General features: G+C 64.4%; 19 protein-coding genes. 8 read left to right on the forward strand and 11 right to left on the reverse strand.

Going from position 1 to position 21,314, the window contains the following annotated elements; translation table 11 throughout:
• Positions 1–14: 14 nt before the first annotated feature.
• From L8F45_RS22980 to L8F45_RS23000, 5 genes are all read right to left on the reverse strand, one after another.
• Positions 15–3,770, reverse strand: coding sequence for an error-prone DNA polymerase (locus L8F45_RS22980; RefSeq protein ID WP_342360157.1), 3,756 nt, complete (start codon positions 3,768–3,770; stop codon positions 15–17).
• Positions 3,767–5,353 carry a Y-family DNA polymerase gene (locus tag L8F45_RS22985; RefSeq protein WP_342360158.1) on the reverse strand — a complete coding sequence of 529 codons (1,587 nt, stop codon included), beginning with the start codon at positions 5,351–5,353 and terminating at the stop codon, positions 3,767–3,769. The genes L8F45_RS22980 and L8F45_RS22985 overlap by 4 nt, the downstream gene beginning before the upstream one ends.
• The gene (locus L8F45_RS22990) at positions 5,244–6,074 is read right to left on the reverse strand and encodes an ImuA family protein (protein ID WP_342360159.1); all 831 of its coding nucleotides are present in this window, start codon (positions 6,072–6,074) and stop codon (positions 5,244–5,246) included. The genes L8F45_RS22985 and L8F45_RS22990 overlap by 110 nt, the downstream gene beginning before the upstream one ends.
• Before the next feature lie 195 nt (positions 6,075–6,269).
• Positions 6,270–6,518, reverse strand: coding sequence for a type II toxin-antitoxin system VapC family toxin (locus L8F45_RS22995; protein WP_342360160.1), 249 nt, complete (start codon positions 6,516–6,518; stop codon positions 6,270–6,272).
• Positions 6,515–6,712 carry a type II toxin-antitoxin system VapB family antitoxin gene (locus L8F45_RS23000; RefSeq protein ID WP_342360161.1) on the reverse strand — a complete coding sequence of 66 codons (198 nt, stop codon included), beginning with the start codon at positions 6,710–6,712 and terminating at the stop codon, positions 6,515–6,517. The genes L8F45_RS22995 and L8F45_RS23000 overlap by 4 nt, the downstream gene beginning before the upstream one ends.
• Positions 6,713–6,929: 217 nt before the next feature.
• On the opposite strand from L8F45_RS23000, the gene L8F45_RS23005 reads away from it, so the two are divergent.
• Entirely contained in the window at positions 6,930–7,436 is a 507-nt protein-coding gene (locus L8F45_RS23005; RefSeq protein ID WP_342360162.1) for a GNAT family N-acetyltransferase, read from the forward strand.
• Positions 7,437–7,565: 129 nt separating this feature from the next.
• The gene (gene ppa, locus L8F45_RS23010; protein ID WP_342360163.1) at positions 7,566–8,099 is read left to right on the forward strand and encodes an inorganic diphosphatase; all 534 of its coding nucleotides are present in this window, start codon (positions 7,566–7,568) and stop codon (positions 8,097–8,099) included.
• A 4-nt stretch (positions 8,100–8,103) separates the two neighbouring features.
• On the opposite strand, the gene L8F45_RS23015 is transcribed toward ppa, so the two are convergent.
• Positions 8,104–10,122, reverse strand: coding sequence for a tetratricopeptide repeat protein (locus L8F45_RS23015; RefSeq protein ID WP_342360164.1), 2,019 nt, complete (start codon positions 10,120–10,122; stop codon positions 8,104–8,106).
• Between the two features lie 200 nt (positions 10,123–10,322).
• On the opposite strand from L8F45_RS23015, the gene L8F45_RS23020 reads away from it, so the two are divergent.
• Complete coding sequence (locus tag L8F45_RS23020; RefSeq protein WP_342360165.1) at positions 10,323–11,771, forward strand: aldehyde dehydrogenase family protein; 1,449 nt, start codon at positions 10,323–10,325, stop codon at positions 11,769–11,771.
• A gap of 160 nt (positions 11,772–11,931) precedes the next feature.
• On the opposite strand, the gene L8F45_RS23025 is transcribed toward L8F45_RS23020, so the two are convergent.
• Positions 11,932–12,816 (reverse strand): HpcH/HpaI aldolase/citrate lyase family protein, encoded by an 885-nt coding sequence (locus tag L8F45_RS23025; protein WP_342360166.1) that lies wholly within the window; start codon positions 12,814–12,816, stop codon positions 11,932–11,934.
• 87 nt (positions 12,817–12,903) lie between these two features.
• Here L8F45_RS23025 and L8F45_RS23030 point away from each other — a divergent pair, with 87 nt between their 5' ends.
• The 3 genes from L8F45_RS23030 to L8F45_RS23040 are packed head-to-tail and all read left to right on the forward strand — an operon-like array spanning position 12,904 to position 15,129.
• Positions 12,904–13,632 (forward strand): DUF429 domain-containing protein, encoded by a 729-nt coding sequence (locus L8F45_RS23030; RefSeq protein ID WP_342360167.1) that lies wholly within the window; start codon positions 12,904–12,906, stop codon positions 13,630–13,632.
• 52 nt (positions 13,633–13,684) lie between these two features.
• On the forward strand, positions 13,685–14,632 hold the full coding sequence (locus L8F45_RS23035) for a threonine/serine dehydratase (protein WP_342360168.1): 948 nt from the start codon (positions 13,685–13,687) through the stop codon (positions 14,630–14,632).
• Positions 14,629–15,129, forward strand: coding sequence for an NUDIX hydrolase (locus L8F45_RS23040; protein WP_342360169.1), 501 nt, complete (start codon positions 14,629–14,631; stop codon positions 15,127–15,129). The genes L8F45_RS23035 and L8F45_RS23040 overlap by 4 nt, the downstream gene beginning before the upstream one ends.
• 6 nt (positions 15,130–15,135) lie before the next feature.
• On the opposite strand, the gene mtaB is transcribed toward L8F45_RS23040, so the two are convergent.
• Positions 15,136–16,419 carry a tRNA (N(6)-L-threonylcarbamoyladenosine(37)-C(2))-methylthiotransferase MtaB gene (mtaB, locus tag L8F45_RS23045; RefSeq protein WP_342360170.1) on the reverse strand — a complete coding sequence of 428 codons (1,284 nt, stop codon included), beginning with the start codon at positions 16,417–16,419 and terminating at the stop codon, positions 15,136–15,138.
• A 4-nt stretch (positions 16,420–16,423) separates the two neighbouring features.
• A complete protein-coding gene (gene dapF / locus L8F45_RS23050; protein ID WP_342360171.1) occupies positions 16,424–17,308 on the reverse strand; it encodes a diaminopimelate epimerase in 885 nt (294 codons plus the stop codon).
• A 479-nt stretch (positions 17,309–17,787) separates the two neighbouring features.
• Between dapF and L8F45_RS23055 the strand changes: the two genes are divergently transcribed.
• Together L8F45_RS23055 and L8F45_RS23060 are read left to right on the forward strand one after the other, a co-directional pair.
• The gene (locus L8F45_RS23055; RefSeq protein ID WP_342360172.1) at positions 17,788–18,363 is read left to right on the forward strand and encodes a GyrI-like domain-containing protein; all 576 of its coding nucleotides are present in this window, start codon (positions 17,788–17,790) and stop codon (positions 18,361–18,363) included.
• Positions 18,364–18,514: 151 nt separating this feature from the next.
• The gene (locus L8F45_RS23060) at positions 18,515–19,018 is read left to right on the forward strand and encodes a YciE/YciF ferroxidase family protein (RefSeq protein WP_342360173.1); all 504 of its coding nucleotides are present in this window, start codon (positions 18,515–18,517) and stop codon (positions 19,016–19,018) included.
• 35 nt (positions 19,019–19,053) lie between these two features.
• Here the strand turns inward: L8F45_RS23060 and L8F45_RS23065 are convergent, their stop codons facing one another.
• Together L8F45_RS23065 and L8F45_RS23070 are read right to left on the reverse strand one after the other, a co-directional pair.
• Positions 19,054–20,097 (reverse strand): MBL fold metallo-hydrolase, encoded by a 1,044-nt coding sequence (locus L8F45_RS23065; protein ID WP_342360174.1) that lies wholly within the window; start codon positions 20,095–20,097, stop codon positions 19,054–19,056.
• Positions 20,098–20,200: 103 nt separating this feature from the next.
• Positions 20,201–21,313 carry an MBL fold metallo-hydrolase gene (locus L8F45_RS23070; RefSeq protein ID WP_342360175.1) on the reverse strand — a complete coding sequence of 371 codons (1,113 nt, stop codon included), beginning with the start codon at positions 21,311–21,313 and terminating at the stop codon, positions 20,201–20,203.
• Between the last annotated feature and the right edge of the window lies 1 nt (position 21,314).

Raw genomic sequence — 21,314 nt, forward strand, 5'->3', positions numbered from 1 at the left:
CAGGCTTGGCGCCATCAATGGAAGTTGCGGCCCTTGGGCAGAACGCGGCGCGGGCTGTTCCTGTCGTTCAGGGCGGCGATCTCGGCGGCAAGCTCCGGCCGGTCGCGCAGCATCTGCGCCAGACGACGCTCCTGAGCCGGCGAGAGAACGGTGCGGGGATCATCGCCGGTGGGATGTCTCGCTTCGTCGGCGCGGCTGACATGGGGATCGAAGGGCGCTTTCGGTTCGCTGACCTCGTCCATGAGGAAGGACATGTCCTCGAGATGTTCGGCGATGACATGGATGACGTTCGATTCGCTCTGCAGTCGTCCGCGCACCGCCACCAGCCGGCTGCCCAGCACCACGGGCCGGTAGCGCTCGAACACCTGCGGCCAGATGACGGCGTTGGCGATCCCCGTTTCGTCCTCCAGCGTCATGAAGATCACGCCGCTCGCCGATCCCGGCCGCTGCCGCACCAGCACGAGGCCGCCGACGGTGATGCGGCGGTTCGCCGGCGCGGAGCGTACGGTCTCGCAGGGCGCGACGCCGCGCGCAGCGAGATGATTGCGCACGAAGGAGGCGGGGTGGCCCTTCAGCGACAGGCTGAGGCGGCGATAATCCTCGACGACATGGGCGCCGAGCGGCATCGGCGGCAGATCAGCGTCGGGCTCGCGCTCCTGCATCGCCGTTTCGGCGAAGAGCGGCAGATCATCCTTGTCGCCCGAGCGGCGCAGCGCCTTCACCGCCCACAGCGCCTGACGGCGATCGAGCCCGATCGAGCGGAAGGCGTCGGCGTCGGCAAGCCGTTCAAGCGTCTCGCGCGACAATTCCGCGCGCAGCCAGAGATCGCGGATCGAATCGTAGCCAGCGCCACGCGCGGCGACGAGCTTCTCCATCTCTTTTTCCGACAATCCTGAAATCTGCCGGAAGCCCATGCGCAGCGCGTGCGTGCTTTCGATCACGTCAGCCATGCTGGCGTGAAGCGAGTGGATGCGGTCATGCGAGAAGAGGCTTTCATCGCCGTCTTTCTCAAGCGTGTAATTCCATTCCGATCTGTTGATATCGACTTCACGCACGGCGACGCCATGATCCCGTGCGTCGCGCACGATCTGCGCCGGCGCGTAGAAGCCCATGGGTTGCGCGTTGAGAAGAGCGCAGGCGAACACATCGGGAAAGACGCATTTGAACCAGCAGGAGGCGTAAACGAGGATCGCGAAACTCGCGGCGTGGCTTTCCGGGAAGCCATAATCGCCGAAGCCCTCGATCTGTTTGAAGCAGCGTTCGGCGAAATCCTGCTCATAGCCGCGCCTCACCATACCGTCGATCATCTTTCGCTTCAGCTTGTCGATCGTGCCGACGCGTTTGAACGTCGCCATGGCGCGGCGAAGCCTGTCCGCTTCAGACGGGGTGAATTCAGCGGCGACGATGGCGATCTGCATCGCCTGCTCCTGGAACAGGGGCACGCCCATTGTACGATTCAGGACCGCGTAGAGCTCATTCGGATTGCCGTATTTAGGCGAGGGATATTCGGGCTTCTCCTTTCCCTCGCGCCTTCGCAGATAGGGATGCACCATATCGCCCTGGATCGGACCGGGCCTGACGATCGCGACCTCGATAACGAGATCGTAGAAATCCTTTGGCTTGAGCCGCGGCAGCATCGACATCTGCGCGCGGCTCTCGATCTGGAACACGCCCAACGTGTCGGCGCGCTGGATCATGTCGTAAACAGGTTTTTTCTCATACGGGATCGCCGCGATGGCGTCGATTTTCCGGCCGTTATCTTCATTTCGCCTGTGCGGATAATGCTTCTCCAGCAGGTCAAAGCAGCCCTTGAGGCAGGTGAGCATGCCGAGCGCGAGACAATCGACCTTCATCAATTTCAGGACTTCGAGATCGTCCTTGTCCCATTCGACGATGATGCGGTCGTCCATGGCCGCATTCTGGAGCGGCGCGATCTCATCGAGGCGCGTGCGCGAAATGATGAAGCCGCCCGTGTGCTGCGAGAGATGCCGTGGGAAGCCGTGCAGCTCATCCGCCAGCTTCAGCGTCTGCGACAACCGCGCGTCGGATGGATCAAGGCCGATGCGACGAAGCTCCGCGTCCGGAATTCCTTTGTCCCACCAGCCGCCGACAGCCCCTGAAAGCGCCGTGACCATATCCTCGGACAATCCGAACGCCTTGCCGACGTCGCGAAGGGCCGATCGCGTGCGATAGGTGATCACGCTGGCGGCGAGGCCGACTCTTTCCTTGCGATAATGCCTGTAGACATACTGCATCACTATTTCGCGCTGGCTGTGTTCGAAATCGATGTCGATGTCGGGCGGTTCGTTACGCTCCTCCGAGACGAAGCGGGCGAAAAGCAATTCATGATTCACAGGATTGACTTCTGTGACTCCAAGGCAAAAACACACTGTTGAATTCGCCGCCGACCCGCGCCCCTGGCAAAGGATGCCCTCGCCGCGCGCGAATTCGATGATGTGGTGGACCGTCAGAAAATAGGGCGCATATCCAAGTTTTCTGATGATCTCCAATTCTTCATCGAGGACTTTCGCCACCTTCTCAGGAACGCCGTCGGGATAACGCTTGATTGCGCCAGCCTTTGCGAAATGCTCCAGCGCGCTTTGCGCGTCATTGAATCCTTCACGGCTTTCGAAGGGATAATCGGATTTGATGTCGCTTAAGCAGAATGAAATCCCTTCGATGAATTGCATCGTCTTATCGATCGCTTCCGGCGCGGCGGCGAACAGGCGGCGCATCTCGTCGCCATGCTTGAGATGACGTTCGGCGTTCGCCTGGAGAAGCCGGCCGACCTTGTCGAGCGTCGTGCGATGGCGGACGCAGGTCAGGACGTCATGCAAGGCGCGCCGGTCGGGATGATGATAGAGCGCGTCATTGGTTGCGAGCGGCGGAACGCCAAGGCGCCACGCGAGCGCAAGCCGCTTCGTCCAGCGCGCGCGGGGCGCCGGGCCATAGAGCGCACTGACGCCAAGCCAGACTTTCGCGCCGGCGTCGCGCAAATCGTCGATTGCGCCCACAAGGCTTTCGGGCGGTTCATCGCTGCGGCTTTTTGATCTCCTGTTTTTCTCGGCGTCGAAGTTGATGACGTTATCGTGGAGCAATGCGCTCGGCTCGTCGGCGGGCGCCTCGCGATTCCCGTTTTTCGCTTCGTCTGGAAAGACGTTCTTTGGGAAAGGGCTGATAGGCCAGACCGGCCCGTCTTTCGGCTCCTTGATGACGCTGAGTTCAAGCTCGTTGGTCGAGCGCTCCATGATGACGAGCTGCAAACCTTCGGCGTGCTTCACGAGATCGCCGAAAGTCAGATGGCATTCACCCTTCGGTGCGCGCAGATTGCCTGTGGTGAGCAGCCGCGTCAGCCGGCCATAGGCGGCGCGATCGACGGGATAGGCGAGAATGTCGGGCGCGCCATCGACAAAGACGAGGCGGCAGCCGATCAGCAGCCGGAGCTGGCGAAGGGGCGACATATTTTCAGAGGAAACAGCAGCCGCTTTCGCCGCCTCCTCAGCCGCCCGCTTCCATTCGATGTAGGCGCTGTAGGCGCGCACTACGCCGGCGAGCGTGTTGCGGTCGGCTATTCCGACGCCGGCGAGATCGAGCATCGCCGCCTGCGCCACGTACTCCTCGGGATGGGAGCCGCCGCGCAGAAAGGAGAAATTCGTGGTGACGCCGAGTTCGGCGTAGCGCGTCGCCGCGACATAGGGCGGCTCCGGCGGTTCACCCTGTCGTGTCTCGTCTTGCGAGTCGCTTTTATCTCTGGCGCGATCCCGCTTCATGCGAACAATCCATGCATGAACCAGCGCGCGGGCTTGTCATGGAGTTCGCGCCCGTAAAGCCCTTCGCGGAACAGCCAGAAGCGGCGCCCCTCGACATCCTCGGCGCGAAAATAATCGCGCGTCAGCCCTTCGCCGCGCCACCATTCCGGCGCAATGCGTTCGGGCCCCTCAATCATGGCGACGTCGTGCTGCACGCGCCGCCACCGGAAGCGGATGGGCGGGCCGTCGGGAACCGTGGCGACGGTTTCGACGAGTTCGGGCTTCGCAAGCAGGCGCAGCGGGCGATCCGGTGGCTCGCTCATTTCGCGCGTCGGATTCCAGGCCGGCGCGACGGCGCGGCGCGACGCCGCTTGTGCGGCCGGAACCGAAACGACGGCGAATTCGGGCCAGTGGCTGTCGAAGGGTTGCAGTCTTTCGATGCGGCGCGCGCCCAGTCGCGCGCCGAGCACGTCGACCAGCCGGGTCAGATCCTCCGCATGCAAATCGGCGGCGAGATCGTGCTGAACCTGCGCGCGCGGCGAGGTTTCGAGCGCCGACAGACGCAGGAGATCGAAACCATAGCCGATGTCGATTTCGTCGCCGCCATAGCTGATCTTCTCGCGCAGAAGCCGCGCCATGATTTCGGGTTCGCGCAGGGGACGGCTGGCCCCGACGACAATGCGACGCACGAGCCCGTCGACGCGGAAGAACAACGCCTCGATGCGACGCGCGCCTTCATCATGACGCGTCAGCAGGGCGCAGAGATCGCGCGCGAGCCTCAGGAGCGTGCGCTCGATATCGTCTGGCAGAATGATCGGATCGAAGAAGCGCTTCTCCGCGACATAGGGCGCCGATTCGATCGCGGCGGCGATTGGCGAACGCGTCGCGCCCAGCGCCGCATCGAGACGATCGAGCAGCGCCTCGCCGAAGCGCGCCGTGATTGGCGCGCGCGGGCGCGAGAGAATATCCTCGATGCGCGTCAAGCCGACGCGCCGTAATGCGTCGGCGGTCTCCTCGTCCGGCCGCAGCGCTTCAACAGGCAAAGCGCGCAACGATTTTTCTTCGCCACCCGACGCGCAGATCTTGTCGTCGCCATGGCGCGCGATCGCCCAGGCGGCTTCAGGCGTCCCCGCGATAGCGGCGCGCAACGCGAATCCTTGCGCGGCGATCGAGGCCTCGATCGCCTTCAGCAGAGATTTTTCGCCGCCGAAGAGATGGGCGACGCCGGAGATATCGAGCGCTATTCCATCGGGCGGATCGAGCGCGACAAGCGGCGTCCATCGCCGGCACCAATCGCCAATGCTGGCGAGCAGGAGCGCGTCGGCGGCGGGATCGGCGTCGGCCAGTTCGAGCCCGGGATGCATGGCGCGCGCGTCGGCGAGCGACATGCCAGGCTTCAGCCCCATCTTCATCGCCGTCGCATCGCAGGCGGAAAGGCGCAGCGCGCCCTTGACGGGCGCGACGAGAATGAAGGGTTGCGACGATCTCCTGATATCAGGCGGAGCGCCGGCGAACCTGCGGCGTCGGCGCAGGCGGTCGGTAGGCAGGGTGGGGAAGACGATCGCGCAAAACCGCCGCGGGGTCGGCGAAGATCCTGTCGTCATGATTCCACTCCACGCTGAACTCTCCGGTCCGTCCCGCCCGGTTCTTTTTCACCTCGATGCGCCAGGCCGCCCGCCCCGGCCCGCCGCCCGGCTCCGCTGCGCTCCTCTCCGATTTCACGAGAAAGCGGGCGGCGGCGGCGCTGGTCGCGTCTTCGCCGCTGCCGCCGACACCGGCGAAAACGAGAAGCCCGAGATTTCGCCCGGCCTGAGCCGCCAGCAGCAGCCGGCGCGAGGCGGTGAGGTCGTAACTCCTGGGAAAACCAGTCATTTCGCCGATCACGGCGGCCGGCGCGGAAGAGTGCAGCGCCTCTTCCAGCGCCCAGAGCGCGTCGGCCAAGCTCGCCGTCCGGACGAGAATCAGGCTTTCCGGCTGCAACCCATGGGCGGCGAGACCGGGACCATAGGGCAGGCCGTTCTCCCAGCCGCTATGCTCCTCGGCAATCCAGATGATCGGGCGGCCCTCCCGCTCGCGGGCGGCGCGCCGGGCCCAGCCGAGGGCGAATCCGGTCGCGGCGGCGCTGTCGGCCGCCTCCTTCGCATGCAGATCGTGCAGCGCGCCGCGGGCGAGCCCCCCGCCCAGGAGATCATCCAGCCTGTCATGGCCGGAGGAGACGAGAGTCTTCTCGCCTTCGGAAAGGACGGGGTTCGCTTCGAGCCGGCGGATCGCAGCGCGCAAAACAGCGACCCTGTCCGAAACGCGGGGTGACTGCGCCGGAGCCATGAAAGATCGTTCCTGATATGTTCTTATCGATTCCACTCCATAGAGAGGGAGTCAAGCGAGGGGGGGTGGCGTCCGGAAGCTTTAGAATGTCGCGGCGAGCGCCCATCTTGCTGCCATGTCTCGCAACCGCTTATCGCGCGTCCCTAGAACCGCTTCTGAAAGCCTGACGCTCGCGAGCAGATGAACGTCGACATATCAGATCCCCGACGCAGAGAGTTCGAGGCGACTGATACATTGCAACGCTTCTAAATCTGTCGCGATGGTCGCCTGGGGCAATTGCTGGAGCGCCTGGATGATGAGATCGCGCTGGCGTAAATTTCCGAGCGCAATTTCTCCAACAACAAAGGAATGACTCAAAACCTGCCCGGCTTCGAGCAGGCTTACTAACGACGTATCGCTTTTTCCGAGATGGTCGATCCAGATCGAGGTATCGACAAGAATCATCCGGCCTTCTGACGCTGTCGCGGCGCGGTTTTCGCGCGTGGCTCGCTTCCGCCCAATTTCGCAAGCCGGCGTGCGCTTTCGCGCTCTATCAAGGCTTTAAGAGCCTCGCGCACCAAGGCTGACTTCTCCTGCAAGCCTGTGAAAGCCTGGGCCTTCGCCAACAAGTCTCCGTCAAGCATGAGGGTCGTGCGCATCAGCGTCCTCTCACGTCAGGATATCACCGAGCCTTTCCATCATCAATGATTCGCCTGCGTCACTGCGCGCTGACGTTTTATTCCGATGATGAAAGCAGCAGCTTGCCCAAGCGAACATACGGAAAGTCTTTGCTGCCGCATTCCCTCGACGAACTGCGGAGAGTTCTTCGCGCTTGTCAATCTTGACGCCGCTTCGCGACAGCGTCAGCCTCTCCTCATGTCAACGCTGGCGCTCACCATACGCCCCGCCCGGCTTGCGGACGCCGCCGCGATCACCGCGGTGCATGACGCCGCGTGGCGCGAAGCCTATCGCGGCGTGATTCCCGGCGCGCATCTCGAACGCATGGTCATGCGTCGCGGGTCGGCCTGGTGGGCGCGCTGTCTGCAACGCGGCAATCCGGTGCTGGTGCTCGACACAGGCGAGCGCATCGCCGGTTATGCCAGCCTCGGCCGCAACCGCGCGCCGTCGGTGAGAGCCGAAGGCGAGATTTTCGAACTTTATCTTGATCCCGTGCATCAGGGGCTTGGCTTCGGCGCCAAGCTGTTCCGGGCCGCCCGCGGCGAATTATCCTCGCGCGGCCTGTCCGGAACCGTGGCCTGGGCGCTGGTCGACAATGACCGGGCCTGCGCCTTCTACGAGAAGCGCGGCGGCCGCATCGCCGCCCGGGCGCTGGAGCATTTCGGCACCGATCTGCGCGAGCGGGTCGCCTATGTCTGGTCCTGAGCGGCGCAGACAGAACGAGCTGCGTTAGCGAAGCCGGCGCAAAAGGATTGACGAAGCGGGCTTCGCGCCGGAAGAGGGCGGCCGACGCGGCCCGCCGCCTGATCCTGTTCCTCTGACTGAAGTTTTTCCATGCGCATTGACGCCATCTCCATCGGCAAGAACCCGCCCGACGAAGTGAACGTGATCATCGAGGTCGCGATCGGCGGCGAACCGGTGAAATACGAGCTCGACAAGAAGGCGGGCACGCTGGTCGTCGACCGATTCCTCTACACGCCGATGCGCTATCCCGGGAATTACGGCTTCATTCCCCACACCTTGTCGGAAGATGGCGATCCCTGCGACGTGCTCGTCGCCAACACGCGGCCGATCGTTCCCGGCGCCGTGATCGCGGTCTGCCCGATCGGCGTCCTCAAGATGACGGACGAAGCCGGCGGCGACGAGAAAATCATCGCGGTGCCGACGCCGAAACTCACCCAGCGTTACGCGCATGTGAAGAACTACACCGATCTGCCCGAGATCACCTGGCGGCAGATCGAGCACTTCTTCTCGCACTACAAAGATCTCGAGCCCGGCAAATGGGTGAAGTTCGCGGGATGGGGCGACGCCGCCGAGGCGAAGAAGCTCATCCTCGAGGCAATCGAGCGCGCGAAAAAGGCGGGCTGAGTCTTCAGTCGAGAGCGCGGCGGCGCTTTTCCAGTTCCGCGGGCATCCACGCATCCTGCGGCGCAAGCACGCCGCGCTTCTGCACGTCGCGCGCGACGGCGAGCGCTTTATCGAGCCAGGCGGCGGCGTTGGATAGGTCCGTCTCCGACAGCTTGACATAGGACACGATCAGATCGCGCCGCCACTCTGTGTTGGCGGGATCGCGCTGTGTGAGCTGTTCGGCGATGGCGAGGCCCTTGTGAAATTCGGCGAGGGCGGCGTCGAGATCGCCCTGCATACTCAGGATATCTCCGATCAGGTTGTGGCTGACGGAAAGATCGCGCCGCCACAGCGTATTGGCGGGATCGCGCTGTGCGAGCTGCTTCCTGATGAAGAGAGCCTTGCGGAGTTCGGCGAGGGCGGCGTCGAGATCGCCCTGCGCGCTCAGGATGTCTCCGATCTTGTTGTGGCTGACGGAGAGATCGCGCCGCCATGGAGTGTTGGCGGGATCGCGCTGTGCGAGCTGTTCCCTGATGGCGAGAGCTTTGCGGAATTCGGCGAGGGCGGCGTCGAGATCGCCCTGCGCGCTCAGGATGTCTCCGATCCTTTCATGGCAGACGGAGAGATCGCGCCGCCACTGCGTGTTGGCGGGATCGTGTTGTGCGAGCTGTTCTGTGATGGCGAGAGACTTGCGGAACTCGGCCAGGGCGGCGTCGAGATCGCCTTGCGCGCTGAGGATGTCTCCGATCTTGCTGTGGCTGACGGAGAGATCGCGCCGCCATGGAGTGTTGGCGGGATCGCGCTGTGTGAGCTGTTCGGCGATGACAAGGCCCTTGTGAAATTCGGCGAGGGCGGCGTCGAGATCGCCCTGTGTGCTGAGGATGTCGCCAATTTTGTTGTGGCTGACGGAAAGGTGGCGTTCATCAGCATTGCTGCTAGCGATTTTTCCTGCACGCCGGAACGCAGCAAGGGCCAGCGGGGTTCGCCCAAGCTCCCGTTCGAGATCGCCTTCACGCGCGGCGGCGTAAAAGTTGCTGGCGTCGAGCTTACGCGCCTGCTTCAGCGCCCGGATCGCTTCCTGTCTATTGAAGGTTCCCGCAAAAATATCCGCTTTCTCGATCCAGAGTCGCGCTTCGCCGCGGGCGCGATGGTTGCGGCTTTCGGCTTCCGCCTCAAGCTGCTTGTCGAGAACGCGGATCGCGCCGGCGGCGTCGGCCTCGACCAGTTTTTCCCGCGCCTCGCGAATGGCGGTTTCGATTTCGGCGCCGAGATTGTCGGGCGCGAGCCGCGTCTTGCCGCGCTCGACCAGAATATCGATGGCGGCTCGCACATGCGCTTCCACCTGATCGTGGGGCACGAGCGGATCAAGCTCCGCTGCTTTGAACAGCGGCTCCAAAACCCTGACGTCGACGCCCTTGTCGCGCGCGATGGCGGCGAGAATCTCCTGATGCCGGCGTTCGTCGTCGAGCTTGCCTGTATTGATTTTGTCCTCGATCCGCTCCAGCTGCTGGAAGACCACGCGCTGGATGCAGGGATCGAGCGTCTCCATGAAGGCGCGATTGTTGAAGGCGAAGCTGAAGGCGTCGACCAGGATTGTGCGCGCGATGGCGTGCGCCTGGGGATTGAATGAATCTTCCCGGAATACGGGGTCGATGTCGCAGAGTTTGCCGAGCACGAGGTCCGCCGCCCGCTCATGGTCAAGGCCGGCTTTGGGGAAATCGCCGGGCGCGATAAGGACCTTGGGCAGCGCTTCGTCGAAGGCCAGCAACGCCTGCGTCTTGTCGGCCTCGACGGCTTCGGGATTGCGGTCGCGCGGCGAGGAGGGTTGGCGCGCCAAGACTTCTTCGGCCCGCTCTCGCGCCCTGGCGATGAAGGAATCGAGAACGGGATCGCCGGTTCCGGCGTCGAAACCGCCAATCTTCTTGAGAAGATCGGAAGCGTCGTCGAGCCCGATTTTCTCAAGCCCCTTGCCGGCGATCTTGAGAGCTGTCCCGGTAATCCCGGCGATCTTGAGGGCGGTCGCGGTTGAAAAAGGTTCAGCCATGCAATTTCATCAGATATTGGCGAAATCTGGCTGGAAACAGCGAGCCGGACAAGACGGGCCTCTGGCGGAGCGGCGCCTTGTTGGGCGCACCCATCCCCTGAGCGGCCGGCCGGTTGCTTCGGGTTCAGGCGACAGGCGCGGGAAATGGCGTATAAGGCCGTCCAATTCTTCAAGGTCACACGAGTTGGCAGGGAGTCTCCATGAGCGATCTCTATAAAAATCTGATCGGCGGCGAATGGGTCGAAGGCCATGCGGCGCGGCCCAACATCAACCCTTCCAACACCAAGGACGTGATCGGCGAATATGCGCACGCCTCGCGCGGCCAGGCCGAGCAGGCGATCGCGGCGGCGAAAGCGGCCTTTCCCGCCTGGTCGCGTTCGACGCCGCAGGAGCGCTACGAAATCCTGAAGAAGGCGTCCGACGAGATTCTCGCGCGCAAGGAGGAGCTTGGCCGCCTGCTGTCGCGCGAGGAGGGCAAGACGCTGCCTGAAGGCATCGGCGAAGCGACGCGCGCCGGCCAGATCTTCGCGTTCTTCGCCGGCGAAGCGCTGCGCCTCTCCGGCGAGAAGCTCGCTTCCGTGCGTCCGGGCGTCGATGTCGACATGACGCGCGAGCCGGTCGGCGTCGTCGGCATGATCACGCCTTGGAATTTCCCGATCGCGATCCCGGCCTGGAAGATTGCGCCGGCGCTGGCCTACGGCAACACCGTCGTCATCAAGCCGGCCGATCTCGTGCCGGGCTGCGCCTGGGCGATCGCCGACATCCTGCATCGCGCCGGTATTCCGAAGGGCGTGTTCAATCTCGTGATGGGACGCGGCTCGGAAGTCGGCCAGATCATCCTCGATCACCCCGACGTGACTGCGATCAGCTTCACCGGCTCGGTCTCGACCGGCCGCAAGGTGGCGCTCGCCGCGGTGTCGGGAACGCCGATGAAGAAGGTGCAGCTCGAAATGGGCGGCAAAAATCCGCTCGTCGTGCTCGACGACGCCGATCTCAAGACGGCGGTGGAATGCGCGGTGAATGGCGCGTTCTTCTCGACGGGTCAGCGCTGCACCGCGTCGTCGCGCCTCATCGTGCAGGATGGCGTGCATGACAAGTTCGTCGACGCGGTCGTCGAGCGGCTGAAGGGCCTCGTCGTCGACGACGCGCTGAAGTCGGGCGTGCATATCGGCCCGGTGGTCGATCAGAGCCAGCTCGATCAGGACCTCAAATATATCTCGATCGCGAAAGACGAAGGCGCGAAGCTCGCCTGGGGCGGCGAATTGCTCAATCGCGAGACGCCCGGCTTCTATCTCCAGCCGGCTTTGTTCACGGAAACCACCAACCAGATGCGCATCTCGCGCGAAGAGGTGTTCGGCCCGGTGGCGAATGTGGTGCGCGTGAAGAGTTACGACGAGGCGTTGAGCCTCGCCAACGACACCGAGTTCGGACTGTCCTCGGGCATCTGCACGTCGAGCCTGAAACACGCTTCGCATTTCCGCCGCAACAGCGAGGCGGGCATGGTGATGGTCAACCTGCCGACGGCGGGCGTCGATTATCACGTTCCGTTCGGCGGCCGGAAAGGTTCGAGCTACGGCCCGCGCGAGCAGGGCGCCTATGCGCGTGAATTCTATACGGTGGTGAAGACGGCTTATACGTTGCCGGTGTGAGGGAGCGCTTTCTCACGCGTCATCCCGGACGCATCGCAGCACGCCAGTGATGCGATGCAGATCCGGGACCTTGAGCCGATGGAGGCTCATCTCACGAAAGGTCCCGTGTCTGCGCCGCAACGCTCACGCGTTGCAGCGCGCACGGGATGACGAGCTGGAACTAGCTCGACGCGCGCTCCGCAATCGCCTCGCTCAGCGCCACCGTGCGCTTCGCGATCTCCGCATGCAGCAATTCCACCATGCGGCCGTCGAGATTGATCGCGCCCTTGCCGGCATTCTCCGGCAGCGCAAACGCTGCAATGATCTTCTTCGCCTGCGCGACCTCATCATCCGTCGGCGCAAAGATTTCATTGGCGCCCGCGATCTGACCGGGATGGATCAGCGTCTTGCCGTCGAAGCCGCAGTCGCGGCCTTGCTCGCATTCGGCGCGGAAGCCGACATCATTTGAGAGATCGTTGAAGACGCCGTCGAGAATATCGAGATCGTTGGCGCGCGCGGCGGCGACCGCCTGCATCAGCCACGGCATGAAGGAGGCGCGGCCCGGCAGAAAGCGCGCCCGTGTCTCCTTGGCGAGATCATTCGTGCCCATAACGAAGCAGGCAAGCCGCGTGATGGAATCATCGGCGGCGTCAGCGATGTCGCGGATGTTGAGGATCGCCGCTGGCGTCTCGATCATCGCCCAGACGCGCACCGACTGATCCGCCTTCTGCGCCGCGAGCCGCCGCCCCGCCATGGCGAGCGTTTCGGGCGTGGAGACTTTTGGAATGAGAATGGCGTCCGGCCGCGCATCGGCCGCCGCGGCGAGATCGTCCTCGCCCCACGGCGTCGTCAGCGCATTGATGCGGATCACGACCTCGCGCTTGCCGTATCCGCCGGCGAGCACGGCGGCGCAGACCTGTTTGCGCGCTGCGTCCTTCGCCTCAGGCGCCACTGCGTCTTCGAGATCGAGAATCAGCGCGTCGGCTTCGAGCGTCTTCGCCTTTTCCAGCGCCCTTGCATTCGAGCCGGGCATGTAGAGGACGCTGCGGCGCGGGCGGATGGTCATGGCGGCGCTCCTGGCGGATGTTGGCCCGCACCATACGCAGCCGACGCGGCCGCGCTATGGTCTCGTGCGTCAGGCTGGGGAGAACTCATGACCCGATGGATCGCCGGCGTCGATGGATGCCCCGCCGGCTGGATCGCTGCGTTCCGCGATCTCGGCAGCGGCGAGGCGCGGCTGCGCGTCGTCGGGCGATTCAGGGACGTGATCGAGGCGCCGGAACAGCCCGAAGTCATCGCCGTCGACATGCCGATCGGCCTGCCGGCCCGGGCCGGTCTTGGCGGACGAGGGCCGGAGCGGCTGGTGCGGCCGCTGCTTGGCGGCCGGCAGTCGAGCGTGTTCTCGGTTCCGGCGCGCGCTGCGGTGGAAGCCGCCGATTATCGCGCCGCCTGCGCCGCGGCGCTGAAGCACTCGGAGCCGCCGCGAAAAGTGTCGAAGCAGGCCTTTTTCCTCTTTGCGAAGATTCTGGAGATCGACGCTCTGCTGCGCAGGCAAATGGAGTTGTGCGAACGGGTCTGGGAGTCCCATCCCGAAGTGGCGTTCTGGCGCATGAATGGGAAGCGACCGCTGCAACATCCCAAGAAGATCAGGGGGCGCGTCAACCCTGAGGGAATCGCCGAGCGGCGGGCGCTGCTGCGCGGCGAGGGCTTGAGTGAGGCTCTCGTCTCGCATGCGGTCCCCAAAGGCGCGGCGTTGGACGACCTCATCGATGCGCTGGCCGTGTCTGTCGTGGCGGAGCGCATCGTCAGAGGCGAGGCGCTGTCCTTCCCCGATCCGCCCGAGCGCGACGCGCATGGGCTCCCTGTCGCCATCAGGGCTTGAGCGCAGCCGCCGAGGCGCGGTAGGCATTGATATCCCAACATTGCGATTTCCCATGCCTGCTCCCGTCACGCCCGAGGCCGTTCGCGCGGCCTATTCCCGCATCGCATCGCATCTGCGCCGCACGCCGCTGCTGCAACTCCCGCGCGGCGCCTATGGCGTCGACGCAGACGTGACGCTCAAGCTTGAACTCCTGCAGCATGCCGGCTCATTCAAGCCCCGCGGCGCCTTCTTCAATCTCGTGTCGCGCAAAATCCCCGATGTGGGCGTCGCTGCGGCGTCGGGCGGGAATCATGGCGCGGCCGTCGCCTATGCGGCGCAGCAGTTCGGCGTGAAGGCGCGCATCTTCGTGCCGGAGATTTCGAGCCCGGCGAAGATCGCAGCCATCAAACGCTTCGGCGCCGAAGTCGTCATCGGCGGCGCGCGTTATTACGACGCGCTCGATTCCTGCCTCGCCTATGTCGCGGAGAGCGGCGCGATGCAGGTGTCGGCCTTTGATTCGATCGAGACCATGTCCGGCCAGGGCACCGTCGCGCTCGAATGGGAAGAGCAGGGCGGCAAACCCGACACGGTGTTGATCGCGGTCGGCGGCGGCGGCCTGATCAGCGGCGTCGCGAGCTGGTGGGGCAAGCGCGTGAAGGTCGTCGGCGTCGAGCCGGAGGGATCGCGCGCGCTGCATGCGGCGCTGGCCGCGGGCGAGCATGTCGATGTCGAGGTGAATTCGGTCGCCGCCGATTCGCTTGGCGCGAAGACGGTGGGTCCGCTGGTTTATGAAGTCTGCGCGCCGGTCGTCGATCATGTCGCGCTTGTGAGCGATGACGCGATCGTCGAGGCGCAGCGCGTGCTGTGGCGCGATTTCCGCATCGCCAGCGAACCCGGCGGCGCGACGGCGTTCGCAGCCCTCATCTCAGGCGCCTACAAGCCGCAGCCGGGCGAGAAACTCGGCGTTCTGCTCTGCGGCGGCAATGTCGATCTCGGCAAGCTTGCGGATATCGCGACGTGAGCGACGCGCATCCGGTTCGCTACACCTCGCGGCTGCTTGTGTTCGATCCGGCGGATCGCCTGCTGTTGCTCGAATATGAATCGACGATCGCGTTCGATCCGAACAATCCGGCGCGGCGCGGTTTCTGGTATACGCCGGGCGGCGGCATCGATCCCGGCGAGACGCCGGAGCAGGCGGCGCTGCGCGAACTCGATGAGGAGGTCGGCATTCGCGGCGTGACGCTTGGCCCCTGCGTCGCCACCTGCCGCGCGCTGCGCGATCGTTTCATGCGGATATCGCTCTGCCATGAGCGCTACTTCATCATCCGCGCGCCTTCTGACCGCATCGATACGTCGCGACTGGCCGAGACCGACATCGATCCCGTGCTCGATGTGCGCTGGTGGAATATTGATGAATTCATCGCCTCGCGCGAGCCGGTTATTCCGGAATTCGTGCCCGGGCTCGCGCGTCGCATTCTCTCTGGCGATTCGCCAGCCGCGCCGATCGATTTCTCGTAATTGAGATCAGGCGGCGAGAAGCGTTTCGCCGTCCTCGGCCTCGATGCGCGTATATACGATTTCGCCGCGCGGCCGCGCCGCCGTAAATTTCACCAGTGAGAAATCCTCGGTGCGGCCCATGCCGTTGGCTTCGGTCAGCACCCGCTGATGCGAGCCGACAAAGCGCGCGAGATGGCGCTTCCGCGCCGCGTCGCCACGCGCGATCAGGCGCCTCGCCCGTTCTTTCGCGATGTCGCGCGGCGTCTGCGGCATCCGCGCCGCCGGCGTGCCCCCGCGCGGCGAATAGGGGAAGATATGCAGCCAGGTCAGGCCGCATTCCTCCACGAGATCGAGCGAACGCGCGAAATGCTCTTCGGTCTCGGTCGGAAATCCCGTGATGATGTCGGCGCCGAAGACGATGTCGGGGCGTAGGTCGCGCAGCTTCGCACAAGCCTCGATCGCCTGAGCGCGCGAGTGGCGGCGCTTCATGCGCTTCAGGATGAGATCGTCGCCCGCCTGCAGCGAGAGATGGGCGTAAGGCATCAGCCGCGGCTCGTTCGCATAGGCGTCGAGCAGCGCGGAATCGAGTTCAGCGACATCGATCGAAGACAGGCGCAGGCGCGGCAATTCGGGGACATGCTTCAGCACCTGCGCGACGAGCGTTCCAAGCTTCGGCCCGCCGGGAAGATCGGTCCCCCACGATGTCAGGTCGACGCCGGTCAGAACGATCTCCTTCACGCCCGACGCAACAAGGCGGCGCGCCTGCGCGACGATCGCGCCCATGGGCGCCGAGCGCGAATTGCCGCGCCCGAATGGAATGACGCAGAACGTGCAGCGATGGTCGCATCCGTCCTGCGCCTTGATGAAAGCGCGGGTGTGCTTATCGAAACCATCGAGCATGAAGGGCGCGGTGTCGCGCACGGTCATGATGTCGCCGACCACAACCTTCTCCGCGAGGTCGACTCCGAAAGCGGGCGTGATTTCCGCGCGCATTGTTTCGGCGCGATCTGCGCGCCAGACCTCGGCGTTCATCTTCTCGTGATTGCCGAGCACGCGGTCGACTTCCGGCATGGCGGCGAAACGCGCAGGCTCGATCTGCGCGGCGCAGCCGGTCACGACGATGGTGGCGTCCGGGCGATCGCGTCGCAGGCGGCGGATCGATTGCCGCGCCTGCCGCGTCGCTTCCGCGGTCACTGCGCAGGTGTTGACGACGATGAGATTGTCGCGCCCGGCGTCCTCCGCCGCGCGTTTGATCGCTTCGGACTCGTGGATGTTGAGCCGGCAGCCGAATGTGACGACATCGACGCCCACGGCGTTATGCCGCTCCGGCGAAGAGCGACGGCGCGAGCGTCCCTTCCCATTCGAGTTCGACAGGCCCGGTCATCAGCACATGGCCGTCGGATTCGCGCCATTCGATTTCGAGATCGCCGCCAGGCAGCGTCACGATCGCCTTGCGATCGGTGAGATCCTTGCGCGCTCCCGCTACGACAGCCGCGCAGGCGGCGCTGCCGCAGGCGCGCGTGAGGCCCGCGCCGCGCTCCCACACCTTCAGGATGATGTGATCGCGCGAGGCGACGTGAGCGAGCGAGATGTTGGCGCGCTCGGGGAAGATCGGATGATTCTCGAGCAGCGGCCCGATCTTGTCGAGCTGATAGGCTTCGACATCATCGACCCAGAAGATCGCATGCGGATTGCCCATGCTCACCGCGGAGGGCGTGTGCAGGATGGGATCGTCGATCGGGCCGATCTGCAACTCGATGCCCGTGGTGTCATGGAAAGGATCGCGCAGCGGGATTTCGTCCCAGCGCAAGCGCGGCGCGCCCATGTCGACGGTGTAGCGCCCATCCTCGCGGCGCAGCGTCGGCAGCAGTCCCGCCTTGGTCTCCAGCACGAGGCGCCCGGCGCCGGCGCGGCCCATCTCGCGATCCTCGCCCATCGCCCAGGCGACGCAGCGCGTGCCGTTGCCGCACGCGCCAGCTTCCGAGCCGTCGGTATTGTAGATGTTCATGAAGGCGTCGCTGCGCGGCGAACGCGCGTCATGCAGCACCATGAGCTGGTCGAAGTGCGAGCGCGGGTCGCGCGCGATGGCGGCGGCCTCGTCCGCTCCGACGACGATCCGCGTGCCGCGCAGATCGAGCACGGTGATCTCGTTGCCGAGCCCGTTCATCTTGAGGAAGCGGCGATTGGCGAGCGGGTTCATCGGAATGTCATCTTCAGGGCGTCCCGCATATAGGCGAGCGCCGCTTTCGACGCGAGTCCGGGAACGCGCGGTGGTCACGCGCTTTGAATGTTCGTATGGTCATTCAGACGGGCGATCCAGGAACACCAGCCGCGCGCATGCCAACCTTCCGCCTTCTTGCATCGATTTTCGCATTGAGCGTGGTGACGACCGTCGCGTCGGCCCAGACTCCGCCGGCGCAGCAGCCCGCGGCGCCTTCCGGCGGCGTCGCGCCGCCAGCGAAGGTCGAATCACAGCCCCTGCCGCCTCCGACCGGAACAATCGAAGCGCCGAAGCCGGCCGAAGCGCAGACCGCCCAGCCGGCAGCGCCGGCTCAATCTGCGCCAGCCCCTGCTCAAGCCGCTCCCGCGGCTCCTGCTCCGCAACAGGCCGCCCCAGCGCCCGCAACGCCAGTTCCGGCGATGCCAACGCCGCCTCAACAGGCGACTCCAGCGCCTGCCGTGCCGGGCGCGCCCGCTCCGGCGCAGCCTCCTGTCCAGCAGGCGACTCCGGCTCCTGCGCCGGGAACGCCAGACGCGACGGCGACGCTCGCGCCGGGGACGACCGATCCCAGCGGCGCCGATGAAGTGATGTTGACGTCGAAGCCCGTCGCTTCGCTCAAGGGTGCGGCCAACTGGGATGGAGGCTTCGTCAAGATCCAGGCGGCGCTGCTGATCATCCGCACCGAACTCAACAAGGCGAAGATCAGGACGGCGGGCCGGCCGCTGACGGTTTTCCTGTCGTCGGACGACGACAAGTTCAACTTCGAGGCGATGATCCCGATCGATCCCGCGACCGACATGGCGACGCAACTGGGATCAGAGGTGAAGCTGTCGCAGACGCCAGCGGGCAAGGCGATCCGCTTCGGCCACAAGGGCGCCTATGACAATATCGATGAGACCTACGAAGTGCTGACCGCCTATCTCGACGCCAAGGGCATCGAGGCGAAGGACGCCTTCATCGAGGAATATCTGACCGAAAATCTCGCGCCGTCGGATGAGAATTTCGAACTGCAGATTTACGTGCAACCGAAATAATTAGCCTCTTCGCCAAGCGGAATTCGCAGCGCGCGGCTCGAAGCCGCGCGTCTTTCTTTTGCGGCTGTGAAACACCTTTATCGTTCAAACGTTGGGGCTCCATCACGCGCGGCGCAGCCGGCGCGTCGACATCCAACATGAGGAGCGCGAGATGGGTCTGTTCTCCAAGGACATCCAGACATTCGACAATCTGTTCACGCACACGCTGCAGGACATTTATTACGCCGAGAACCAGATCACCAAGGCGCTGCCGAAGATGATCGACATGGCGACGAGTCCGCAACTCAAACAGGCGTTCCAGGGCCATTTGCGCGAGACGGAAGGGCACATCAAGCGGCTCGAGCAGGTGTTCAAGCTGCACGGCCAGGAGCCGAAGGGCGTCGACTGTCCCGCGATCGACGGCATCATCGAGGAAGCGACGGATGTCGCCGGCGAGATCGAGGACAAGAATGTGCTCGACGCGGCTCTCATCGCTTCGGCGCAGGCCGTCGAGCATTACGAGATGACGCGCTACGGTTCGCTGATCGCCTGGGCTGAACAGCTCAAGCGGCCGGACTGCGCGAAACTTTTCAAGCAGAATCTCGATGAGGAGAAGGCGACCGACAAGAAGTTGACGGGCATCGCCGAAAGCTCCGTCAACAGGATGGCTGCGTAATTCTCACAGCGGCGGCGGCGAATTTCGCCGCCGCTTTATTTTGCGACGACGCGCTCGACGCCATTCTTTTCTCCCGCCCATGTCAGGCGGCCGAGACGCAGCATGTAATTCACATGCGCGAAGACTTCGCTGAAGGCGAAGCTCATCTGGTGCGGATCGGTCACGCGCGGGAAAATCACGGGGAGAAAATCGGAAACGGCTTTCGGCGCATCACGACAGGCGTCGGCGATCATCGCGCAGCGCTCTTCATGATGGGCGATGAGTTCGTCGCAGCGTTGATGCAGCCCGCGGAATGGCAGGCGATGGCCGGGAAGAACCAGCGCGTCGGCAGGCAGTTCGCGCGTCAGCGCATTCAATGAACGAATGAAAAGCCCGAGCGGATCGCCATCAGGTTCGACCGGCCAGACGCTGACATTCGGAGTGATCTTTTCGAGCACCTGATCGGCGGCGAGAAAGAGATTTTCCTCGCGGCAATAGAACATGATCTGCTCGGGCGCATGGCCGTCGCCGCTGATCGCGGAAAAGACGCGCCCGCCGATCTTCAATTCGTCGCCGGCGACCATGCGCAGGAATGTCGGCGGCAGCGCGGTCACCATCTTGAGATAGTGATGTCCCTGCGTCGCGACGCGATCGGTCATTTCCGCGTCGAGACCGTGCCGCAAATAGAAATCGCGATAGACTTTCGCGTCGAGCGCGCCGGGACTGAGCGAAATGTTGAGGCAGGAGAGATAGGACGTCTGACTCGTCAGCAGCGGCAGGTCGAAGCGTTCGCACAGCCAGCCGGCGAGGCCGATATGATCGGGATGATAGTGGGTGACGATGAGGCGCGTCAGCTTGCGCCCCGCAAGCGGGCCCGAGATCAGCGCTTCCCAAGCGTCGCGCGTCGGCTGGTTCGCGATGCCGGTGTCGATGACGGCCCAGCCGTCGCCATCGTCGATGAGATAGATGTTGACGTGATCGAGCCTGAAGGGGAGCGCAATGCGCGCCCAGAGGATGCCCGGCGCAACCTCGATGACGCCGCCGCTGGCGGGCGCTTCCGGGAAGGGAAAGGCGAGGGGCTTATCCTGGGTCTTCAGCACTGATCACCTGCGCTCCGGCAGGCGCCGGCGAATTTGCTTAGGAGCGACGCGCCGGCTCGTAAAGGCGCGGCAGCCATCGCCGCCTCGCATGGATGCCGCCCTGTCAGGCTCGCGGACTCGTGGGATGATCGGACGAGTTTGTCGCGACCTTTGGCGCCATCCAGTGTTCGCCCGGCCGCAGCGTGCGGAATTTGTCCGCGCTGATTCCAAGCTTCTCGCGCGCGATTTTCAGCCCCTCGACCGGCCGTTCGATTCCCTCATTGGTGAGATGGAACGTGCCCCAGTGATGGCCGAGCGCGTAGTCCGCGCCGCAATCGAGAAAGGCGCGCGCGGCCTCCTCGGGATTCTGATGTTGCGACGCCATCATCCAGCGCGGCTCGTAGGCGCCGATCGGCAGAAGCGCGAAACGGAAGCCGCCATGCTTCTCCTTCACGGCGCGATAATAAATCCCGTCGTGATAACCGGAGTCGCCGACGGCGAAGATTTTGCCGCCCGGCGTCTCGATCACGAAGGCGGTCCACAGCGCCATGCGCCGGTCGAGCACGCCGCGCGCCGACCAGTGATGGCAGGGCTCCAGCGTCACCGCGACATTCTTCGCGATCTGAACGCGCGCGCCCCAGTCATGCGCCTCGGCCCAGATCGTGGGATTGCGCTCCCAGATGACCTTGTCATTGCCAAGCGCGGCGACCACGCGCGGCTGGTCGCGCTCATGCAGCTTCGTCAATGTCGCGACGTCGAGATGGTCGTAGTGATTGTGCGTGATAAGAACGAGATCGATTTTCGGGAGATCGTCGAACAGCACGCCCGGCCCGTTCGCGCGCTTCGGGCCGGCGAAGGTGAAGGGGCTCGCGCGCTCCGACCAGACCGGATCGAGCAGGATGTTGAGGCCGGCCGTCTGGATGAGCGTGCTGGCGTGACCGATGAAGCTGACGCGGAGATCGTCGCCCTCGACCTTCGCCGGCGGCGTGTCGCGGACATTGGAGGGGTAGGAGGCCGGCCAGGGCTCGCGGCCGCCGCTCAACTGCCAGCGCAGGAGGTTGCCGAAACCGGAGGGTTCGCGGCCGCCGGGATTGAAGAAGCGCAGCCCGTCGAAATGATCGGAGACCGGCCCCTCGTAATAGGGATTGTGGGTCGACTTCCAGAAGCCCCAGCCGAACCCGCCGGTTCCGGCGAGGCCGAGATAGCCTAGAAATTTAAGAAAGCGGCGGCGATTCATG

This window comes from Terrirubrum flagellatum (assembly GCF_022059845.1).
Taxonomy (GTDB): Bacteria; Pseudomonadota; Alphaproteobacteria; order Rhizobiales; family Beijerinckiaceae; genus Terrirubrum; species Terrirubrum flagellatum.

What these genes read in the sequence shown, in the direction of transcription:
- L8F45_RS23005 (WP_342360162.1), top strand. Translation starts at nt 6,930, where the DNA reads ATGTCAACGCTGGCGCTCACCATACGCCCCGCCCGGCTTGCGGACGCC.
- L8F45_RS23015 (WP_342360164.1), bottom strand. Translation starts at nt 10,122, where the DNA reads ATGGCTGAACCTTTTTCAACCGCGACCGCCCTCAAGATCGCCGGGATT.
- L8F45_RS23020 (WP_342360165.1), top strand. Translation starts at nt 10,323, where the DNA reads ATGAGCGATCTCTATAAAAATCTGATCGGCGGCGAATGGGTCGAAGGC.
- dapF (WP_342360171.1), bottom strand. Translation starts at nt 17,308, where the DNA reads ATGAACCCGCTCGCCAATCGCCGCTTCCTCAAGATGAACGGGCTCGGC.
- L8F45_RS22980 (WP_342360157.1), bottom strand. Translation starts at nt 3,770, where the DNA reads ATGAAGCGGGATCGCGCCAGAGATAAAAGCGACTCGCAAGACGAGACA.
- L8F45_RS22990 (WP_342360159.1), bottom strand. Translation starts at nt 6,074, where the DNA reads ATGGCTCCGGCGCAGTCACCCCGCGTTTCGGACAGGGTCGCTGTTTTG.
- L8F45_RS23000 (WP_342360161.1), bottom strand. Translation starts at nt 6,712, where the DNA reads ATGCGCACGACCCTCATGCTTGACGGAGACTTGTTGGCGAAGGCCCAG.
- L8F45_RS23035 (WP_342360168.1), top strand. Translation starts at nt 13,685, where the DNA reads ATGCCTGCTCCCGTCACGCCCGAGGCCGTTCGCGCGGCCTATTCCCGC.
- L8F45_RS22995 (WP_342360160.1), bottom strand. Translation starts at nt 6,518, where the DNA reads ATGATTCTTGTCGATACCTCGATCTGGATCGACCATCTCGGAAAAAGC.
- L8F45_RS23060 (WP_342360173.1), top strand. Translation starts at nt 18,515, where the DNA reads ATGGGTCTGTTCTCCAAGGACATCCAGACATTCGACAATCTGTTCACG.
- L8F45_RS23025 (WP_342360166.1), bottom strand. Translation starts at nt 12,816, where the DNA reads ATGACCATCCGCCCGCGCCGCAGCGTCCTCTACATGCCCGGCTCGAAT.
- ppa (WP_342360163.1), top strand. Translation starts at nt 7,566, where the DNA reads ATGCGCATTGACGCCATCTCCATCGGCAAGAACCCGCCCGACGAAGTG.
- L8F45_RS22985 (WP_342360158.1), bottom strand. Translation starts at nt 5,353, where the DNA reads ATGACGACAGGATCTTCGCCGACCCCGCGGCGGTTTTGCGCGATCGTC.
- L8F45_RS23030 (WP_342360167.1), top strand. Translation starts at nt 12,904, where the DNA reads ATGACCCGATGGATCGCCGGCGTCGATGGATGCCCCGCCGGCTGGATC.
- L8F45_RS23070 (WP_342360175.1), bottom strand. Translation starts at nt 21,313, where the DNA reads ATGAATCGCCGCCGCTTTCTTAAATTTCTAGGCTATCTCGGCCTCGCC.